The 17,667-nt window shown below is 64.2% G+C and carries 23 protein-coding genes; 14 read left to right on the top strand and 9 right to left on the bottom strand.

Going from position 1 to position 17,667, the window contains the following annotated elements; genetic code table 11:
- Positions 1–70: 70 nt before the first annotated feature.
- Together QF118_RS16730 and QF118_RS16725 are read right to left on the bottom strand one after the other, a co-directional pair.
- Positions 71–1,204, bottom strand: coding sequence for an ABC transporter substrate-binding protein (locus tag QF118_RS16730; protein ID WP_282300182.1), 1,134 nt, complete (start codon positions 1,202–1,204; stop codon positions 71–73).
- Between the two features lie 26 nt (positions 1,205–1,230).
- Complete coding sequence (locus tag QF118_RS16725) at positions 1,231–1,467, bottom strand: Lrp/AsnC ligand binding domain-containing protein (protein ID WP_282300181.1); 237 nt, start codon at positions 1,465–1,467, stop codon at positions 1,231–1,233.
- A 143-nt stretch (positions 1,468–1,610) separates the two neighbouring features.
- Here QF118_RS16725 and QF118_RS16720 point away from each other — a divergent pair, with 143 nt between their 5' ends.
- From QF118_RS16720 to ureG, 13 genes are all read left to right on the top strand, one after another.
- Positions 1,611–2,459, top strand: a complete 849-nt coding sequence (locus QF118_RS16720; RefSeq protein WP_282300180.1) for an SMP-30/gluconolactonase/LRE family protein — start codon at positions 1,611–1,613, stop codon at positions 2,457–2,459.
- 15 nt (positions 2,460–2,474) lie between these two features.
- Positions 2,475–2,957 (top strand): tRNA (N6-threonylcarbamoyladenosine(37)-N6)-methyltransferase TrmO, encoded by a 483-nt coding sequence (gene tsaA, locus QF118_RS16715; protein ID WP_282300179.1) that lies wholly within the window; start codon positions 2,475–2,477, stop codon positions 2,955–2,957.
- Positions 2,958–3,100: 143 nt separating this feature from the next.
- Positions 3,101–3,958: an urease accessory protein UreD gene (locus tag QF118_RS16710; protein ID WP_282300178.1), complete on the top strand. Its 858-nt coding sequence runs from the start codon at positions 3,101–3,103 to the stop codon at positions 3,956–3,958.
- 12 nt (positions 3,959–3,970) lie between these two features.
- Positions 3,971–4,273: an urease subunit gamma gene (locus QF118_RS16705; protein ID WP_282300177.1), complete on the top strand. Its 303-nt coding sequence runs from the start codon at positions 3,971–3,973 to the stop codon at positions 4,271–4,273.
- A 42-nt stretch (positions 4,274–4,315) separates the two neighbouring features.
- Entirely contained in the window at positions 4,316–4,486 is a 171-nt protein-coding gene (locus QF118_RS16700; protein ID WP_282300176.1) for a hypothetical protein, read from the top strand.
- A complete protein-coding gene (locus QF118_RS16695; RefSeq protein ID WP_282300175.1) occupies positions 4,483–4,788 on the top strand; it encodes an urease subunit beta in 306 nt (101 codons plus the stop codon). Before QF118_RS16700 ends, QF118_RS16695 begins: the two co-directional genes overlap by 4 nt.
- On the top strand, positions 4,788–5,087 hold the full coding sequence (locus QF118_RS16690; protein ID WP_282300174.1) for an antifreeze protein: 300 nt from the start codon (positions 4,788–4,790) through the stop codon (positions 5,085–5,087). The genes QF118_RS16695 and QF118_RS16690 overlap by 1 nt, the downstream gene beginning before the upstream one ends.
- A gap of 35 nt (positions 5,088–5,122) precedes the next feature.
- On the top strand, positions 5,123–5,386 hold the full coding sequence (locus QF118_RS16685; protein ID WP_282300173.1) for a hypothetical protein: 264 nt from the start codon (positions 5,123–5,125) through the stop codon (positions 5,384–5,386).
- Between the two features lie 24 nt (positions 5,387–5,410).
- Positions 5,411–7,135, top strand: a complete 1,725-nt coding sequence (ureC, locus tag QF118_RS16680) for an urease subunit alpha (protein ID WP_282300172.1) — start codon at positions 5,411–5,413, stop codon at positions 7,133–7,135.
- 133 nt (positions 7,136–7,268) lie between these two features.
- Entirely contained in the window at positions 7,269–7,490 is a 222-nt protein-coding gene (locus QF118_RS16675) for a DUF1127 domain-containing protein (protein ID WP_282300171.1), read from the top strand.
- 19 nt (positions 7,491–7,509) lie between these two features.
- Positions 7,510–8,022 (top strand): urease accessory protein UreE, encoded by a 513-nt coding sequence (ureE, locus tag QF118_RS16670; RefSeq protein ID WP_282300170.1) that lies wholly within the window; start codon positions 7,510–7,512, stop codon positions 8,020–8,022.
- On the top strand, positions 8,012–8,647 hold the full coding sequence (locus tag QF118_RS16665) for an urease accessory protein UreF (protein ID WP_282300169.1): 636 nt from the start codon (positions 8,012–8,014) through the stop codon (positions 8,645–8,647). Before ureE ends, QF118_RS16665 begins: the two co-directional genes overlap by 11 nt.
- Positions 8,648–8,661: 14 nt before the next feature.
- Positions 8,662–9,303 carry an urease accessory protein UreG gene (gene ureG, locus QF118_RS16660; RefSeq protein WP_282300168.1) on the top strand — a complete coding sequence of 214 codons (642 nt, stop codon included), beginning with the start codon at positions 8,662–8,664 and terminating at the stop codon, positions 9,301–9,303.
- 6 nt (positions 9,304–9,309) lie between these two features.
- Here the strand turns inward: ureG and QF118_RS16655 are convergent, their stop codons facing one another.
- The 6 genes from QF118_RS16655 to ectA form a co-directional block, all read right to left on the bottom strand.
- Entirely contained in the window at positions 9,310–10,263 is a 954-nt protein-coding gene (locus QF118_RS16655; RefSeq protein WP_282300167.1) for a class I SAM-dependent methyltransferase, read from the bottom strand.
- 370 nt (positions 10,264–10,633) lie between these two features.
- Positions 10,634–11,245: a hypothetical protein gene (locus tag QF118_RS16650; protein WP_282300166.1), complete on the bottom strand. Its 612-nt coding sequence runs from the start codon at positions 11,243–11,245 to the stop codon at positions 10,634–10,636.
- Positions 11,246–11,625: 380 nt separating this feature from the next.
- Positions 11,626–13,050, bottom strand: coding sequence for an aspartate kinase (locus QF118_RS16645; protein ID WP_282300165.1), 1,425 nt, complete (start codon positions 13,048–13,050; stop codon positions 11,626–11,628).
- A gap of 4 nt (positions 13,051–13,054) precedes the next feature.
- Positions 13,055–13,450, bottom strand: a complete 396-nt coding sequence (locus QF118_RS16640) for an ectoine synthase (protein WP_282300164.1) — start codon at positions 13,448–13,450, stop codon at positions 13,055–13,057.
- Between the two features lie 5 nt (positions 13,451–13,455).
- On the bottom strand, positions 13,456–14,736 hold the full coding sequence (ectB, locus tag QF118_RS16635) for a diaminobutyrate--2-oxoglutarate transaminase (protein WP_282300163.1): 1,281 nt from the start codon (positions 14,734–14,736) through the stop codon (positions 13,456–13,458).
- Positions 14,737–14,813: 77 nt separating this feature from the next.
- Entirely contained in the window at positions 14,814–15,344 is a 531-nt protein-coding gene (gene ectA, locus QF118_RS16630; protein WP_282300162.1) for a diaminobutyrate acetyltransferase, read from the bottom strand.
- Between the two features lie 275 nt (positions 15,345–15,619).
- On the opposite strand from ectA, the gene QF118_RS16625 reads away from it, so the two are divergent.
- Positions 15,620–16,126: a MarR family winged helix-turn-helix transcriptional regulator gene (locus QF118_RS16625; RefSeq protein WP_282300161.1), complete on the top strand. Its 507-nt coding sequence runs from the start codon at positions 15,620–15,622 to the stop codon at positions 16,124–16,126.
- Here QF118_RS16625 and QF118_RS16620 read toward each other — a convergent pair.
- A complete protein-coding gene (locus tag QF118_RS16620; protein WP_282300160.1) occupies positions 16,090–17,616 on the bottom strand; it encodes a malonate--CoA ligase in 1,527 nt (508 codons plus the stop codon). The genes QF118_RS16625 and QF118_RS16620 overlap by 37 nt on opposite strands.
- Positions 17,617–17,667: the final 51 nt, after the last annotated feature.

Raw genomic sequence — 17,667 nt, 5'->3', positions numbered from 1 at the left:
GAGCGGTGGTCAGCAGAGGCAAAGGGCGCATCGGCCCGCGTCGGCCGGGGCGATGCCCCGGCCACCGGTGTTACATCTTGCACTCGGCGCCGTAGGGATCGGCATAATCCTCGGCGGCGGTGCCGATGATCTTGTTCGTCACCACGTCGCCTTCCTTGACGACCTCCCGCATATAGATGGTCTGGATCGGGTGGTGGTTGGGCGCAAACTTGAACGACCCGCGCACCGACTGGATATCCCCCTCCATCAGGGCCGCGCGGAAGGCATCCGCATCGTCCACATCCGCCTTGGCCGAGGCCGACACCAAAAGCAGCCCGGTGTCAAAGCCCTGCGCCGCATAAAGCGAGGGCAGGCGGCCGTATTTCTCGGTGAATGCGGCGACGAATTCGGCGTTGCCGGGAACGTCCAGATCCTTGGACCAATGCGCGGTGTTCTTGACGCCCAAGGCGGCATCGCCGATGGCCCCCAGAATGCCCTGGTCAAAGCTGAACGCAGGCCCCATGACCGGCGTTTCGGCGCCCGAGCCTGCGTATTGCTTCATGAAGGAAATCCCCATGCCGCCGGGCAGGAAGTAGTAAAGCAGGTCAGCGTCAGATGCCTTGATCTGCGCGATCTCGGCGGCATAGTCGGTCTGGCCCAGCTGGGTATAGACCTCGGCCGTGACCTCGCCTGCGAAGCCGCGCTTGAAGCCGGTGATCGCATCCTTGCCCGCCGGATAGTTCGGCGCCATCACAAAGACGCTTTTGGCGCCGTCCTGCGCCGCATAGGCGCCGGCCGCCTCGTGAAAGGCATCGTTCTGCCAGGCGATGTTGAAATAGTTCGGATGGCACCCGGCCCCGGCCAGTTGCGACGGCCCCGCGTTGGGCGACAGGTAGAATTTGCCCTGCGCGGTCACCGAGGGCACCACCGCCATGGCAAGGTTCGACCAGATGATGCCGGTCAGCACGTCGACCTTTTCCGATTGCACCATCTTGTCGGCCAGTTGCACCGCGACGTCCGGTTTGCGCTGGTCGTCCTCGATCACCACTTCGATATCGTCGCGGCCCGATTGTTCGATCGCCAGCATGAAGCCGTCGCGCACGTCGATGCCAAGGCCCGCGCCGCCGCCCGAAAGCGTGGTGATCATGCCGACCTTGACCTCGGCCGTGGCCATCGAGGCAAGCGCCGCCAGCGCCGTTCCCAGCGCAACTGTCTTGAGTTTCATGGTTTTCCTCCCAAAGAATTCGCTTTTCAGAACGCGCGGAATGTCAGCGTCGTCAGGGTGCGCTCGATTCCGTCGATGTCCAGCAGCTTGTCATTGATGAATTTGCCCACATCCTCGCCCTCGGGGATGTAAAGTTTGACCAGCAGGTCATATTCGCCGCTGGTCGAGTACAGCTCGGAATGGATTTCGCGAAGAACGATGTCGCTGGCCACCCGGTAGGCGGTTCCGGGACGGCACCGAATTTGGATGAATACGCAGGTCATCTGACTGATCTCCTTGGCCCTGGCATGTCTCAGGGGCGGAGTTGACCGCAATTCGTTCCGGGTTTCCAGCCCTTTATCGGCGCGGGGCTTGTTCCGCGGGCCGGGATGTGGACAGTTGTCCGCAAAACCACGAGGACATGCGCATGACCACCACAGCCCTGTCAGACACCATTTGCGAGCTGGGCGAGGGGCCGCTTTGGCACCCCGAGCGCGAAACGTTCTTCTGGTTCGACATCATGGGCCGCAAGCTGTTCGAACATGACGGCGCGGCGCAGCGGCACTGGGATTTCGACCGAGAGGTCTCGGCCGCCGGATGGGTCGACCGGGGGCGGCTGCTGGTGGCCACGGCGCGCGACCTGATCCTGTTCGATCTGGAAACAGGGCAGGAAAGCCATGTGGTCGATCTGGAGGCGGACAACCCCCTGACCCGTTCGAACGATGGCCGGGCCGATCCACAGGGCGGGTTCTGGATTGGCACCATGGGCTATCAGGCGCAGCCCGGTGCCGGGGCGATCTATCGGTTCTACCGGGGCGAATTGCGCCAGCTTTATCCTGGGATCACGATCCCCAACGCCATCTGCTTTGCCCCGGACGGGCGGCAGGCCTATTTCACCGACACGGCAGACAAGGTGATCCGCCGGGTCGCGCTGGACGGCGATGGCTGGCCAGCGGGCGACCCCGTGGATTGGCTGGACCTTGGCCCCGAAGGCATCAACCCGGACGGGGCGGTTGTCGATGCCGATGGCAATTTCTGGAATGCACAATGGGGCGCCGGGCGCGTGGCCTGCTATGATCCGCAAGGCCGGCTGGAAATGGCGCTGCGGCTGCCCGCGACGCAGACGACCTGCCCGGCCTTTGGCGGGCCGGGGCTGATGCGGTTGCTGGTGACCTCGGCGGCGGGCGGCGCGCCTGCGGATGACAAGGGGGCCGGCAAGACCTATGTCATCGACACGCTGGCGCGCGGCCAGCAGGAACACCGGGTCATTCTGTAAACAAGGGGCACTGCAATGACACATCATGGTGACGCGCTGCGCAGCGGTGAAACGGCGCTAAAGGCGCAATTGCCCGAAAACGCCGGGCTGTCCTTTGTCGGGGTGATCCACACGCCGTTCAAGACGCGTGACGATTGTCCGCGTCAGGGCGACATGGAGGGGCCCGATTGCACGATCGAGCTTGACCCAAGGCTGGAGCCCGCGCTGGAGGGGATCGAACGCTTTGAAACGCTTGAGATCCTGTATTGGCTGCACAAGGCGCGGCGCGATCTGCTGACGCAAAGCCCACGGTCCGACGGCGCGGTGCGCGGCACCTTTGCGCTGCGCTCGCCGCTGCGGCCCAATCCCATCGGCACCTCGCGGGTGCGACTGGTCGCGCGGACAGGCAATGTGCTGACGGTGCGCGGTCTGGATTGCCTTGACGGAACGCCCTTGCTGGACATCAAGCCGGACCGCTGCGGCTATACGGTGCAGGCGCCGCCCAAACCCGCCGGGTGATTTATCGCGCTGCCTGCTTTTTGGGCTTTGCGCCCGTTTTGCGGGCATCAAGGGCGTGCTCCCCCTGCAAATCCCGCCCCGTATCCGGCGAAATCCCCGCCGCGCCTTGAGGCTGGGCATGGGGCGCTGAAACTTCCGGCAACTTGCCGGAGGACCCTGCCATCCCCTACGACCAGACATCCCGCGCGGCCCCGGCCGCCAGCCTGCCGCAAAGGGCGCGCGGACAGGCGCATCTGTCGGTGCGGACGCGCGCAGGGGCGTCGGTGCTGGGTGATCTGCACATGTCCGGTAGCAGCAAACTACTGTTCCCGCGCGCCCGCGGCGCGGAGCTTGACGCGGTTTACCTGAACTCGGCGGGCGGTGTGACGGGCGGCGACCGTTTTGCGCTGTCGGCAACGGTGGACGAGGGCGCGGCCCTGCGCATGACCACGCAAGCGGCCGAGCGGATCTATCGCGCCGCGCCGGGCGCCCCGGGGCATGTCAGCACAAGGCTGACGGCGCATCCGGGCGCGCAGATCACCTGGCTGCCACAGGAAACGATTATTTATGACGGCGCTTCGCTTGACCGGCGGTTGACCATCGACCTGGCGCAGGATGCGCGGCTGCTGGCCTGCGAAGTGCTGGTCTTTGGCCGCCGTGCCATGGGCGAGGCGGTGCACGAGCTGTTCCTGCGCGACCGGATTGACCTGCATATTGGCGGCGCGCTGGCCTTTGCCGACCGGCTGCGGCTGGACGGCGACGCGGCAGCGGTTCTGAACCGGGCCGCCGTGGCGGATGGGGCGATTGCCGTGGCCTCGGTCCTGTGTGCCGCGCCGGGGATCGGCGGGCGGCTGGACCATCTGCGCGAGCTTCTGCCGCCTCAGGCTGGCGGCTCGGCCCTGACCGAAGACCTGGTGTTCCTGCGCCTTCTGGCCCCGGACAGCTTTGAATTGCGCAAGACCCTTGTGCCGCTGCTGCATGAGCTGGCGCAGGACGATCTTCCCCGACCCTGGATGCTGTGAAAGACGAAGCCGATGAACCTGACCCCCCGAGAAAAAGACAAACTGCTGATTGCCATGGCCGCCGAAGTCGCCCGCAAGCGGCTGGCGCGCGGCGTCAAGCTGAACCACCCCGAGGCGATTGCCCTGATCACCGATGCGGTGGTCGAGGGCGCGCGCGACGGGCGCACGGTGGCGCAGATGATGCAGGCGGGCGCGCAGGTGATCACCCGCGATCAATGCATGGAAGGCGTGCCCGAGATGATCCCCGAGGTGCAGGTCGAGGCGACCTTTCCGGATGGGACCAAACTGGTGACGGTGCACCAGCCGATCCGTTGAATTTGAGTATTTGGACCAAGAAGAAGCACGAAGGACAAGACCATGAGCAAACTGATGATTGCCGCCGTTGTCGCATTGGCCGCTGGCCCCGCACTGGCCCATTCCGGCGCGCATCTGCATCCGCATGACGGCGCGCATTGGCTGAGCGTCGTGGCCGCGTTGGCGGTGCTGGCCTTGGCTGGCGGCGTGGCCCTGGCCCGGGCGCGCAAATGATCCCCGGAGAGTTGATCCCGGCCGAGGGCGATCTGACCCTGAACGCCGATCGCGTGGCGATCACCCTGATGGTGGCCAATACCGGCGACCGGCCGGTTCAGGTGGGCAGCCATTACCACTTTGCCGAGGCCAATGCTGCGCTTGATTTCGACCGGGCCGCGGCGCGCGGCATGCGGCTGGACATCGCCGCCGGAACCGCCGTGCGGTTCGAGCCGGGCCAGCGCCGCGAGGTCGACCTGATCCCTGTCGCCGGGGCGCGCAGGATCTATGGGTTCAACCAGCAGGTCATGGGAGATTTGTGATGTGGCCGTTCGTATTTTTGCAATCGTGGATGCAGACCGCAAGCGCCGTGATGGGGCTGGCCCTGGATGCGCAAAGCGTCGTCAACCTGCGCCTGATGGGGCTTGCCGGATTGCGTCCCTCGCCCAGGGGTGAATGCTGGCGGATGATCCAGGAAAAGCCGCAGGCCTTCTGGGCCGCTGGTCTGGCCTGGCAAAAGGCATTGCTTGCGGGCGGCGATTGGCACGCCCAGACGCAGGCCGCCACGCGCCCCCTGGCGCGCAAGGCCCGTTCCAACCACCGGCGTCTGGCACGGCGCTGATCCCCCCCAAGGACCCTGAACAAAGGAAAATCGACATGCAGCCTTTTACGCCATTTACCTTCTCTGCGACCCTGATCCGCACCACTGGCGAGGTCTGGAGCCGCAACCTGCGGTGCATGCAGGTGTTTTTCGATGCGGCGCTGCGACAGCAGATGGCTTTGGCAGGGATGGCGCACCCGGTGGCGGTGTCTGCTTCGGTTCCGGCACCTGCAAAACCCGCCAGCAAAAGCCGCGCGCGCAAGACGCCTTCGACGCCGCCCAGCTATCCCGACATGGAAAACTCTGACCTTCCCGTCTGATCCTACCCCAACAGGAGCCCCAGTATGCCCGCAAGGATTTCGCGCGCCGATTACGCCGCCATGTTCGGCCCCACCACCGGCGACAAGCTGCGCCTGGCCGACACCTGCCTTTTCATCGAGGTCGAGCGTGACCTGACCGCCGAGGCGGCGGGCGGTTACGGCGAAGAGGTCAAGTTCGGTGGCGGCAAGGTGATCCGCGACGGCATGGGGCAGGCCCAGACCACGCGCGCCGAGGGCGCGGTGGATACCGTCATCACCAACGCGCTGATCGTCGACTGGACGGGCATCTACAAGGCCGATGTGGGTCTCAAGAACGGCCGCATCCACAAGATCGGCAAGGCGGGCAACCCCGACACCCAGCCCGGTGTGAACATCATCGCCGGCCCGGGCACCGAGGTGATCGCCGGAGAGGGGCGCATCCTGACCGCCGGCGGTTTCGACAGCCACATCCATTTCATCTGCCCGCAGCAGATCGACGATGCCCTGCATTCCGGGTTGACCACCATGCTGGGCGGCGGCACCGGCCCCGCGCATGGCACGCTGGCCACCACCTGCACGCCGGGCCCGTGGCACATTGGGCGGATGCTGCAGGCGGCGGATGCCTTTCCGATGAACCTGGCTTTTGCGGGCAAGGGCAACGCGTCGCTGCCTGCCGCGTTGGAGGAACAGATCCGGGGCGGCGCATGCGCGCTGAAACTGCACGAGGATTGGGGCACCACCCCCGGCGCGATTGATTGCTGCCTGTCGGTGGCCGACGCCTGGGACGTGCAGGTGATGATCCACACCGACACCCTGAACGAAAGCGGCTTTGTCGAGAACACCGTGAAGGCCATGAAGGGCCGCACCATCCATGCCTTTCATACCGAAGGGGCAGGGGGCGGCCATGCGCCCGACATCATCAAGATCTGCGGCGAGGACTTTGTCCTGCCCAGTTCCACCAACCCGACGCGGCCCTACACGGTCAACACCCTCGAAGAGCATCTGGACATGCTCATGGTCTGTCACCACCTCGACAAATCCATCCCCGAGGACGTGGCCTTTGCCGAAAGCCGCATCCGCCGCGAAACCATCGCGGCTGAGGATATCCTGCATGACATGGGCGCCTTTTCGATCATCGCGTCGGACAGCCAGGCCATGGGCCGGGTGGGCGAGGTGATCATTCGCACCTGGCAGACCGCCGACAAGATGAAGAAACAGCGCGGCAGCCTGCCCGAGGAAACCGGTGACAACGACAACGCCCGCGTGCGCCGCTATATCGCGAAATACACCATCAATCCGGCCATCGCCCATGGCATCAGCCACGAAATCGGCAGCATCGAAGAGGGCAAGCGCGCCGACCTGGTGCTGTGGAGCCCGGCGATGTTCGGGGTAAAGCCTGAAATGGTGCTGATGTCCGGCACCATTGTCTGCGCGCAGATGGGCGACCCCAATGCCTCGATCCCGACACCGCAGCCGGTCTATTCGCGGCCCATGTTCGGGGCCTACGGCCGCAGCGTCGAACATTCGGCCGTGACATTCGTGTCCGAGGCGGCGCAGTCCGAGGGCATCGGCGAAAGGCTGGGACTGGCCAAACAGACCGTCGCGGTGCGCAATACGCGCGGAATCGGCAAGCGCGATCTGAAGCTGAACGACGCGACTCCGCAGATCGAAGTCAACCCAGAGACCTACGAGGTCCGCGCCAATGGCGAGCTGCTGACCTGCGAGCCCGCCAGCGAACTGCCCATGGCACAACGCTATTTCCTGTTCTGAAGGGGATTCAAGATGATCCGAGCCATGCATTTGCCGCATCGCAGCATTGCCAAGTTGGCGGTGTTTGCCTGTTCGCACAGTGCCTATTTGTTGTGCTTCCGAAACGGAAAACCAATGAACAGGACGGTTTCCAATGGCACAGGCCACCACGAATACGGATTTCTACCCCAAGGCCGGGGTGCTGACACGCATCTCTGCATGGTTCTGGGAAGCAATGGCAACGATCTCGGAGAACAATCCGCGACTGCGCCGCGTGCGCGCGCTGCAGGCGCTGAGCGACGCTCAGCTTGCCGAACTCAAGATCAAGCGCGAAGAAATCGTGCATCACGTCTTCAAGGACGTGTACTACGTCTGACGACGGTCTGGGGGCGCGTATGAGCGCCCCCAACCTCACCGCGCGCGCCTATCACGGCCACGCGCACCAGCCTTGCCCGATCGGGCGTGTCGTGCTGGATTACGAGGCGCGGTTCCTGCGCCGCAAGGTGCTGACCCTTGTCGACGGGCGTTCGATTCTGGTCGATCTGCCCAAGACCACGTCGCTGGAACAGGGCGGCGTGCTGCTGACCACCGATGGCGGTGAAATCGTCATCGAGGCCGCGATCGAACCGCTGCTTTGCGTCACCGGATCGGATTTGCCGCGCATCGCCTGGCATATCGGCAACCGCCACACCCCCTGTCAGATCGAAACCGACCGATTGCTGATCCAGCGCGATCACGTGATCGCCGACATGCTGCGCCTGATCGGTGCCAATGTGACCGAGGTCGCAGAAGCCTTCACCCCCGAGGGCGGGGCCTATGGCCACGGGCGCACCCATGGCCACGACCATTCACACAGCCATGGCCCGGAAACCCACAGTCACAGCCACAGCCACGCGCATGACCACTGATCCGCACCTGATCCTGCACCAGTTGTTTTCCCCCGCCTTTCCGGTGGGGGCGTTCGCCTGGTCGCACGGGTTGGAAACCGCGATCCAGGATGGCCAGGTGCAGGACGCGGCTAGCGCGCGCGACTGGGTCGCGGCGGTGCTCGAATACGGCTCAGGCTGGTCCGATGCGGTGATCTGCGCGCGCGCCGCCACGGATGGCGACCCGGGCGCCCTGTCGGATCTGGCGACGGCGCTTTGCCCATCCTCGCAGCGGCGCGCCGAGACGCTGGAACAGGGCCAAGCCTTTGCCAGAACCGTGTCCGAGGTCTGGGGGCTGTCGGTGCCGCCCGCGCCCTATCCAGTGGCGGTCGGCCTTGCCATCAAGGCGCTGGGCCTGCCCGTCGAAGATGCCATAGGGCTGTTCCTGCAGGCTTTTTCCAGCAACCTGACCTCGGCCGCGGTGCGTCTGGTGCCCTTGGGCCAGACCGAAGGACAAAGGATCACCCGTGATCTGGCGCCGCTGTGTCAGGCGCTGGCGCGGCGGGCGCTGGCGGAGGATCTGGACGATATCGGCGGCTTTGCCCCCATGCTGGATATTCAAAGCCAGCGGCACGAAACACTTTATTCGCGGGTCTTCCGCTCGTGATCAGGAGGAATGACATGGCATCTGTGAACGGACCCTTGCGGGTTGGCATCGGCGGTCCGGTGGGCGCCGGAAAGACCACTCTGACCGCGCAGCTGTGCGCGGCCCTGCGCGACCGGGTGTCGATGGCCGTGGTGACCAACGACATCTATACCCGCGAGGACGCAGAGGAGCTGATGCGCCGGCAGGTGCTGCCGCTGGACCGGATCAAGGGCGTGGAAACCGGCGGCTGTCCGCATACCGCGATCCGCGAAGATGCCTCGATCAACCTTGCGGCCATTGCCGAGTTGAACGCGGCCTTTCCCGACCTGGACCTGATCCTGATCGAAAGCGGCGGCGACAACCTGTCGGCCACCTTCAGCCCGGAACTGGCGGATGTGACGATCTACGTGATCGACACCGCAGCAGGCGAGGAAATCCCGCGCAAGGGCGGCCCTGCCATCACGCGCTCAGATATCTTGTTGATAAACAAGACCGATCTGGCGCCCTATGTCGGCGCCAGCCTTGAGGTGATGGAGCGGGACGCAACCCGGATGCGCGCCGGCAAACCCTTTGTCTTTACCTCGTTGCGGGCCGGCAAGGGCGTGCAAGAGGTGGTCGACCTGCTGGTGCAGATCGGCGGGCTGGCCCTGCGCGATGCACAGGCCGAACCGGCCTGAGCAGGCTCAGGCCAGCGCGTCCATTTCATCGCCGTCGTGGATCAGGCGCGTGCCGGGCACGGCGCGCGCAACGAAACAGGCCGAGGCCACGGGCTGGCCGCGATCATGGCGCAACGTGCATTGCTGCACCGACAGCGGCGCAAGACCCGCCTGTTGCAAAAGGTCCTGCACATAGGCACTTGAATGCGCAAAACGGCGCGAATCGCGCAGGGTAAAGGGGGCCTGCTCGTCCAGCTCGACCGTGAAGGCCAGCGTGCCGCCTGGGCGCAGCGAGCCTGCGCACCAGCCGATGATCTGTTCCAGGGCGCCCAGGTAGATGAACACATCGGCAGCGGTGATCAGGTCCCAGCTGCGCGGCTGCAGATCCAGCGCGCCGATATCGCATTTGTGCAGCGCGTCGTAATCGCCCTTGGCCTGCGCCTCGGCCAGCATGTTGGCGGACAGGTCATAGCCTTCCAGCCAGTCACAGCGACTGCGCAGCTGCGCCCCCATCAAGCCGGTGCCGCAGCCCAGGTCCAGCGCCCGGTCCGCATGTGGCGTTTCGGCGGCGCTCAGCGCGTCGATCAGGATTTGCGGCCCGCGATAGGCCAGTTTTTGCGTCAGCGACGTGTCAAAGCGCGGGGCGTACTGGTCGAACAACAATTCGACAAAGGCCGGGGGCATGGTTTCGATCATCGGCGTCTTGCAGGCCAGATCGCGCCTGAGACTGGCGCCCAGCGGATCGCTGGGGTCGGCGGCCACGGCGCGGGTCCAGGCGTCGACCGCAGCGGCGGTTTCGTTCAGACCTTCAAGGTATTCGCCCAGTCGGAACCAGCCTGCGGCCCAGGTCGGGGCAAGATCAAGCGCGGCCTTGAGCGCCTCGACGGCGCCGGGCAGATCGCCCAGATGGGCAAGCGTTTCGGCAAAGCTGGCACGGCGGTCTGCTGCCGGCTCGCCCGAGGGGAAGGGCGTTCCAATCATTCGAAATGTCCAAAAGGGGGCGCAGTTTGGCCTTGCGGGCTACGCGGCGCGATCACGCTGCAGCGCGGCGGCTGCATCGCGGGCGCAGGTAGGCGCGCGGCCGGCGATTGTCAATCGGAGAGGATGCAAAATCGGGTGTGGTGCGGCGGGAAGCGCCCCAAGGGGTCAACAGGTCGGCACCGCGCATTTCCGAATTGGCATCCTGTGCAACCGCAAGCTATGGGTTTCGGGCGGCGAAAGTCGCCTTTGAGTCCAATCCTCGACTTCGTATTTCGAATTCACGATGGCCGTCACGGCGATCGATGCCTCGGGACTCAACCCATAGTTCGGATAGCCACTTTCAGACTGGACACCAGCTACAGTATTTGTCTCAGCGGTTCTTGCCTACCAGACCGAACAGAAATTTCAGCCCACCCACCAGGGCCACAAAGATTACATGGGCGCAGAGCACCAGAAGAGCACCACCAAGCGCCGGAAACGCCGGCCAAAAAATGATTCGAGACATGCCCCGGCGACCTGGCACACTGAATTCTGGGACGTGAACGAACGCGATCAGGAAGAAGATCGCAAAGACCACGAGCAGCGGAAGCACGGCATGCATCGTCAGACGACTGACCCTGCGACAGCGATCCGGCGCTACGACCGTCTTCCAGTAACCAATTCCATTCAACACCAGAAAGGCCGGCAAGATCACCAGTCCAGCAGCAAGCGTGGCCGTATAGGCCCCTTGCGAGGCTTTGTCCTGCACCTCGAAAAAAGCTATTCGACCAGCCGCCGGGGGAAAAACCTCTGACACGCGCGCTGCATCGATCAGCGTTCCGTCAAGGTTCTTCCACGCCATGAAATAGCACAGCGCGACTGCCAGGCCGAAGGCGACCGGCATGAACCACGCCGAAAAGCGCGCGTAATCTTCGGTCTCTTCATGAGGCGCAGGCGCTGCGCCCCTGACGCCAGCCTTGTAGGCTTCCCACTCGCTGCTCATTCAAAAAAGTCTCGAACTGTATTGTCCGAGTGCGCCGACGGTGGCCTCGGACAATACTCGGCAGCCAACGCTCTCACGTCATGCGTGTGTGCGCCCCAATTGTCTGATGTCATGAAGATGTCCCCCAGTTAAATCACACGCGAGGGAAAGGCTTGGTGACGATTACAGTTCGATCAAGCCCTTTGTACAAATTGGCGCTCCGACAAACGCCGAAACGCGCCCTTCATCATCCTCAACGCTGTGATTTATAGTAGAAATCCTGCCTTCAGCACAGCGAAATCAGCGGATCACTTGGGGAGTGCGGGCAGATTGGCGCGAGCACACAAGAAACGCCCCGGTCTGTGCGGACCGGGGCGTGGGTGTCTGGTCGCAAGGTCGCGTCAGGCGGCGGACTTCAGCCGGGTGGCGCGGCCCATGAAGCGATCATGCAGCGCCTTGACGCTGGCGTCGAAATCGTCACGGGCGATGACGAACTGGGCGTCGACCGTGCGCGTGGTCTGGTGGGCGCTGACCACGTCGATGCCGGCCTCGCGCAGGCAGGCCAGCCCGCGTTCCAGCACGTGCAGCCCGCGCAGATCGCGGCCGATGACCGACACGATGGCGGCGGAACGGATGTGGACCTCGGCGCTTGGGTAGACCTTGTTCAGCGCGGCCACCACCTGGCGCACGCGGCCCAGCGGCGCGTCGACGTAGTGGGTGATGGTATTGGCGTTCGAGGTTTTCGACACGATGCGGATGTCAAAGCGTTTGAGCAGGTCCAGCGTGGTGGCGTCATAGCCTTTGACGCCGACCATGTCCTGTTCGAACAACTCCAGCGCGTGCACCTTTAGGCCGGTGACCATTTCGGCCACGCCCTGCTGGGCCTCGGCCTCGTCGATCAGGGTGCCCGGGTCGTCCGGTTCAAAGGCATTGGTGATGCGCAGGGGCACCTGCGACTGGCGCAGCGCCTTGGCGGCGGTGGGGTGGATCGCCTCCATCCCCATGTTGGCCAGCTGGTCGGCGACGTCATAGTTGGTGTGCCCCAGCTTGCGCACATTCGCGGTGCCCACCAGTTTCGGATCGGCCGAGGACAGGTGGAATTCCTTGTGAATGATCGCCTCGCGCGCCTTTGACAGGGCGGCGATCTGGCTGAAGGTGACCTCGGAATAGCCACGGTCGAATTCGGCCATCAGCCCTTCGGTGCACTGGGCATAGCCGGTGACGATGGGCATTTCACGGGTCAGGTCGATGTCGCTCAGCCCGTCGCGGATGCGTTGTTCCAGCGTCAGTTCACGGTCGTCGCGCCAGCCCGACAGATCGACAAAGCGGGCGTTCACTCCGGTGCGGCGCAGGCGCAGCGTGGTGACAAAGGCGGAATGCGCCTCGCCCAGACCGGACAGCAGTTCGCGGGTCAGGCCCATGTGTTCCGACAGGCGGAAATGGCCGTAGGAGCACAGGCGTTGCAGGTCGATCAGGCAGGAGCGCGCGCCTTCGAGCCGTTCGCGCAGGAAATCGCGCGCCTCGGTGCGGTCGGCGGGATGGGTCAGCACCGCGTCCTGCGCCTTGCGCATCGCCTCTTCGACGCGCGACAGGGCGGCGTGCCAGCCGTGATCCTCGGTCTGGTCGGCGAAATGGGCATAGACGCCGGGTTCGCCGGTTTTCTTGTGTTCCAGCAGCAGGTCGGTGATGCCGCCAAAGGCCGAGACGACAAAAACACGGTTGTAGTCCGGATCAGCGGCGCGAAACAGCGGGTCCAGCAGGTCGGGCAGGCGGCTCATCGAGGTGCCGCCGATCTTTTCGACGGTATGGTTGTTGAAATCCTTCACTGTCTTACCCCTCGTCCGGGGCCGCATAGGAGCCATCTTCGCGGTGCACTTCGGTGCCGGTCACCGGCGGGTTGAAGCAGCAGGCCATGACCAGCTCTTCTTCGGAGCGCAGGATGTGACGGTCGTGCAGGTTCAGGGCGTACATGACGCCGGGCGTGATCTGGTGCGTCTCGCCCGTGGACAGATCGGTGATCGAGCCCTTGCCCTGCATGCAGTACACGCTTTCAAAGTGGTTCTTGTACTCAAAGGTATGTTCCGACCCCGCCTGCAGGGTGGTGATGTGGAAGGAAAAGCCCATGCCATCATCGGCCAGCAGCATGCGCACGCTGGTCCACTGCGCGTCTGAGACGACGCGGGCCGGGTCGGTTTTCACGATCTTGTTGAAATCACGGACAATCATTGGGGTTACTCCGCTGCCATGCGTGTTGTTTTGGTGGTTTCCTCGGTGGCGGCCAGCAGGATCACCAGCCCTTCGCGCAGCAGCGCCGAAGAGGTGGTAAGCGGCGCCAGCACCTTGACGACTTCGTCGCCTGCGCCCGAGGTTTCGATGATCAGCCCCTTGTCAAAGCAGCGCGCGCAGATCTCGGTCGCCAGATCACCGCTGCCGACGTCGACGCCCTGCATCAAACCGCGCCCTTTCAGGGTCGCGCCGGGGATCATGTCGGCCACGGCCTGCAGGCCGCTGGTCAGTTGCAGCGCCTTTTCGGCCAGGTCGCGCTGGAAATCATCGGTCTTCCAGAACTTTTCCAGCGCCACGCGGGCGGTGACAAAGGCATGGGTGTTGCCGCGAAAGGTGCCGTTGTGTTCGGCGGGCTTCCAGATATCCAGCCGGGGTTTGACCAGCAGGGCCGCAAAGGGCAGACCCATGCCGCCAAAGGATTTCGCCATCGGGATCAGGTCGGGGTCGATCCCGGCCTTCTCGAAGCTGAAAAAGCTGCCGGTGCGCCCGCAGCCGGCCTGAATGTCGTCGGCGATCAGCAGCGCGCCGTGTTCCTTGGCCAGCTGCGCGATGCCCTGCATCCAGGCGTCCGAGGCGGCGTTCAGCCCGCCTTCGCCCTGCACCGGTTCAAAGATGAAGGCGGCGGGGGCGTCGATCCCCGACGAGGGGTTGGCCAGCATCTGTTCGATCAGCGCCAGCGTGTCGACATCGCCCAGGCTGCCCTCGAACGGCATATGCGTGACGCCATCCAGATCGGTGCCCGCACCGGCGCGTTTGCCGGCGTTGCCGGTCAACGACAGCGCGCCCAGCGTCATGCCGTGAAAGCCGTTGGTAAAGCTGATGATGTTCTTGCGGCCGGTCACCTTGCGGGCCAGCTTGATCGCGGCCTCGACGGCATTGGTGCCGGTCGGGCCGGTCATCATCACCTTGTGGTCCATGCCGCGCGGTTTGAGGATGATCTCCTCGAAGGCGGTCAGAAAGGCGCCTTTGGCCTCGGTGTGCATGTCCAGCGCGTGGGTGATGCCATCGCTTTGGATATGCTCGATCAGGGCGGCCTGCATGTCGGGATCGTTGTGGCCGTAGTTCAGAGACGAACAGCCGGCCAGAAAGTCGATATAGCGGTTGCCCTTGGCGTCCCACAGTTCGGACCCCTTGGCGCGCTGAAAGCTGGTGGGAAAGCTGCGGCAATAGCTGCGGGCTTCGGATTCGCGGCGGGTGTAGATGCTCAGGTTCGTTGTCGTCGTCATGGAAAGCTCCGGTCATAAAGGGGGTGCGCGGGGCCGCCGGGGGGCGGTCCCGTGACTGAATTGCGGGAAATGGCGGGTCAGGCCGCGCGGCGCAGGGCGGCGGGCAGGGTGATCGTCACCATGTGTTCGGTGTCGTGTTCGCCGCGAAAATGCGTGTCGCGGGTGAAATGGGCGTGGTCGTCCACCTGTCCGCCGCGCTTTTGCGCAAAGCGGGTGAACAGCGCCCACGACGCATCGTTGTCCCTGGTGATCGTGGTCTGCAGGCGATGCACGTCGCGGCATTCCTCGCGCTCTAGCAGGTGGGCCAGCATGCGCCCACCCAGGCCGTGCCCGCGCGCCTGTTCCGACACCGCGACCTGCCAGACGAACAGGGTGTCGTCGTCATGCGGCAGGATGTAGCCCGAGACCCAGCCAACGATCTGCCCATCCAGATGCGCCACCACGCAGGTGTCGCGAAAGTGGTCGGCCTGCAGCAGGTTGCAATACATCGAATTCTCATCCAGCGGCTTGCAGCTGCGGATCAGATCCCAGATGGCCGCGCCGTCCTCGCGGACGGGTTTGCGTAAGGTCAGGGTGGATGGGTTGGAAAGGTCGTGAAGGGTGGTCACCTTGGGGGCTCGCTTATTGTTTCGCTTTACTAAGTATAATGGTTCGTGGTGATACTTCAACCAGCGAAGCAGTTATTGGTTCCCCGCTGCGCGCGGTTTTGCCAGTTTTCTGTAAAAAAGGGGGAATTTTTGCGGGTTTTCACTGTGTAGGGCTAAGTGAAGTAGCCGGAAGTGGCCAAGGTTGATGTCAAAGTGGTTAGGTTTACGCAGTTTTGCGGCGCTTGTCGCCGCGCCATTTCCCGGAGTAGATTGACGAACCACGCCCGGAGGGACCCATGGACCGTACCGATGAAAGCCTTGTTGCGATCCGCAGGATCATGCGCGCGACCGAACTTTTTGGTCGTCGCCTCGCGCAAGAGGCGGGGCTGACGGCCGTGCAATTGCGCGTCCTTCAGATCGTCGCGGAACAGGGCCATGCCACGCCGACGGAAATCGCCATGCGCATGGGGGTGACGCAGGCGACGGTGTCGGCGCTGATCAAGAAGCTGGAAAAATTCGGCATGCTGGAACGCAAGCGGTCAGAGGTGGACCGCAGGCAGACCAACCTGCACCTGACCGATCTGGGCCGGGACAAGGTCAAGGGCGCCCCCGACGCCCTGCAACAGCGCTATGTCCAGCAATTCGAGGCGCTTGAGGATTGGGAGCAGGCAATGACCGTGGCGATCCTCGAACGCGTCGCCTCGATGCTGGACGCGGAAAAGCTGGATGCCTCGCCGGTGTTGTCGGTCGGCGAGATTGTCCCGCCTCAGCCCGATGGCGCGGCCCCGGTGAACAAGGACTGATAGGTCTCGCGAAGGACGTTCTTTTGCACCTTGCCCATGGTGTTGCGGGGCAGGGCGTCGACGACAAAGATCCGTTTGGGGTGCTTGAAACGGGCCAGCGCCTTGGTAATCGCGGCCTCGATCTGGCTCAGGTCCGGGGCGGCGCCTTTTTCGGCGACCAGAACCGCAACCGGGCTTTCGCCGAAATCGGGATGCGGCACGCCGATCACGGCGCTTTCCAGCACGCCGGGCTGATCGTCCAGCAGGCTTTCGATTTCCTTGGGATAGATGTTGTAGCCGCCCGAAATGATCAGGTCCTTTCCGCGCCCGACGATGGTGACATAGCCATCGGCCCCCTGTGTAGCGAGATCGCCGGTAATGAAAAACCCGTTTGCGCGCAGTTCTTCGGCGGTTTTCTCGGGCATCTGCCAATAGCCCTTGAAGACGTTGGGGCCGCGCACCTCGAGCACGCCAATCTCGCCCCTTGGCAATTCGTTGCCCTGATCGTCGCAGACCTTGACCTGCACCCCCGGCAGGGGCAGCCCCACGGTGCCTGCGCGGCGCTCGCCGTCGTAGGGGTTCGAGGTGTTCATGTTGGTTTCGGTCATGCCATAGCGTTCAAGGATGCGGTGGCCGGTGCGGGTTTCGAACTGGCGGTGGGTTTCGGCCAGCAGCGGGGCCGAGCCCGAGATGAACAGCCGCATCGAGGCGCAGGCGGCGCGGTCAAAGCCAGGTTCATCCAGCAGGCGGGTGTAAAAGGTCGGCACGCCCATCAGGGTCGTGGCGCGCGGCATCCAGTCCAGCAGGGCCCTTGGGTCCAGCTTGGGAAAGAACACCATCGAGGCCCCGGCGGCGAGGATCACGTTTGTCGCCACGAACAGCCCGTGGGTGTGAAAGATCGGCAAGGCGTGCAGCAGCACATCCTTGTCCGTAAAGCGCCAGTGATCGACCAGCGTCAGGGCGTTGGACAACAGGTTGTCCTGCGTCAGCATCGCGCCCTTGGACCGGCCCGTCGTCCCCGAAGTGTAAAGGAAGGCGGCCAGATCGTCCGGGCCGCGCGGTTGCGTTTGAAAGGCAGGCGGCAGCGTGTCTGCAAGCGCGGGCAGGGTGCCCTGACCGTCCGGGCCCAGCGTCTGGATCGCGGCCCCTGCGGCAAGGGCGACAGGGGTCAGCGCGTCGGCGCGGGCGGGGTCGCAGACCAGCAGGCGCGCGCCGGAGTTTTCGACGAAATAGGCGATTTCATCGGCGGTATAGCCGGTGTTGAGCGGCAGGAACACAATGCCCGCCTGAATGCAGCCAAAGATCAGCGCCAGCGCGTCGGGCGATTTGTCGACCTGCAGTGCCAGACGGTCGCCCGGCTCCAACCCGGCGGTGCGCACTGCGCAGGAAAATTGCGCCACCCGGTCGACGAACTGTCCATAGTCAAGAATGGTGCCGTCCGGCTGATACAGGAACGGCGCCTTGCTGCCTGCGTGGCGGCCCAGCAAACGATCATACAGAACATTGGTCATCGCGGTCTTCCCTGGCTTTTGCGGGATAGTTAAACCATCTGGTGCGCCGCT

The organism is Tropicibacter oceani (assembly GCF_029958925.1).
GTDB classification, from domain to species: domain Bacteria; phylum Pseudomonadota; class Alphaproteobacteria; order Rhodobacterales; family Rhodobacteraceae; genus Pacificoceanicola; species Pacificoceanicola oceani.
Note: the sequence above shows the minus strand (reverse complement) of the source record. Positions and strands in the feature narration are given on the sequence as shown.

Excerpts from the sequence above, each read along its gene's own strand:
- QF118_RS16725 (WP_282300181.1), bottom strand. The coding sequence starts at position 1,467 with ATGACCTGCGTATTCATCCAAATTCGGTGCCGTCCCGGAACCGCCTAC.
- QF118_RS16690 (WP_282300174.1), top strand. The coding sequence starts at position 4,788 with ATGTGGCCGTTCGTATTTTTGCAATCGTGGATGCAGACCGCAAGCGCC.
- QF118_RS16640 (WP_282300164.1), bottom strand. The coding sequence starts at position 13,450 with ATGATTGTCCGTGATTTCAACAAGATCGTGAAAACCGACCCGGCCCGC.
- QF118_RS16625 (WP_282300161.1), top strand. The coding sequence starts at position 15,620 with ATGGACCGTACCGATGAAAGCCTTGTTGCGATCCGCAGGATCATGCGC.
- QF118_RS16620 (WP_282300160.1), bottom strand. The coding sequence starts at position 17,616 with ATGACCAATGTTCTGTATGATCGTTTGCTGGGCCGCCACGCAGGCAGC.
- QF118_RS16675 (WP_282300171.1), top strand. The coding sequence starts at position 7,269 with ATGGCACAGGCCACCACGAATACGGATTTCTACCCCAAGGCCGGGGTG.
- QF118_RS16695 (WP_282300175.1), top strand. The coding sequence starts at position 4,483 with ATGATCCCCGGAGAGTTGATCCCGGCCGAGGGCGATCTGACCCTGAAC.
- QF118_RS16665 (WP_282300169.1), top strand. The coding sequence starts at position 8,012 with ATGACCACTGATCCGCACCTGATCCTGCACCAGTTGTTTTCCCCCGCC.
- ectB (WP_282300163.1), bottom strand. The coding sequence starts at position 14,736 with ATGACGACGACAACGAACCTGAGCATCTACACCCGCCGCGAATCCGAA.
- QF118_RS16730 (WP_282300182.1), bottom strand. The coding sequence starts at position 1,204 with ATGAAACTCAAGACAGTTGCGCTGGGAACGGCGCTGGCGGCGCTTGCC.
- QF118_RS16720 (WP_282300180.1), top strand. The coding sequence starts at position 1,611 with ATGACCACCACAGCCCTGTCAGACACCATTTGCGAGCTGGGCGAGGGG.
- QF118_RS16685 (WP_282300173.1), top strand. The coding sequence starts at position 5,123 with ATGCAGCCTTTTACGCCATTTACCTTCTCTGCGACCCTGATCCGCACC.
- tsaA (WP_282300179.1), top strand. The coding sequence starts at position 2,475 with ATGACACATCATGGTGACGCGCTGCGCAGCGGTGAAACGGCGCTAAAG.
- ureC (WP_282300172.1), top strand. The coding sequence starts at position 5,411 with ATGCCCGCAAGGATTTCGCGCGCCGATTACGCCGCCATGTTCGGCCCC.
- QF118_RS16650 (WP_282300166.1), bottom strand. The coding sequence starts at position 11,245 with ATGAGCAGCGAGTGGGAAGCCTACAAGGCTGGCGTCAGGGGCGCAGCG.
- ureG (WP_282300168.1), top strand. The coding sequence starts at position 8,662 with ATGGCATCTGTGAACGGACCCTTGCGGGTTGGCATCGGCGGTCCGGTG.
- ureE (WP_282300170.1), top strand. The coding sequence starts at position 7,510 with ATGAGCGCCCCCAACCTCACCGCGCGCGCCTATCACGGCCACGCGCAC.
- QF118_RS16700 (WP_282300176.1), top strand. The coding sequence starts at position 4,316 with ATGAGCAAACTGATGATTGCCGCCGTTGTCGCATTGGCCGCTGGCCCC.
- QF118_RS16705 (WP_282300177.1), top strand. The coding sequence starts at position 3,971 with ATGAACCTGACCCCCCGAGAAAAAGACAAACTGCTGATTGCCATGGCC.
- QF118_RS16655 (WP_282300167.1), bottom strand. The coding sequence starts at position 10,263 with ATGATTGGAACGCCCTTCCCCTCGGGCGAGCCGGCAGCAGACCGCCGT.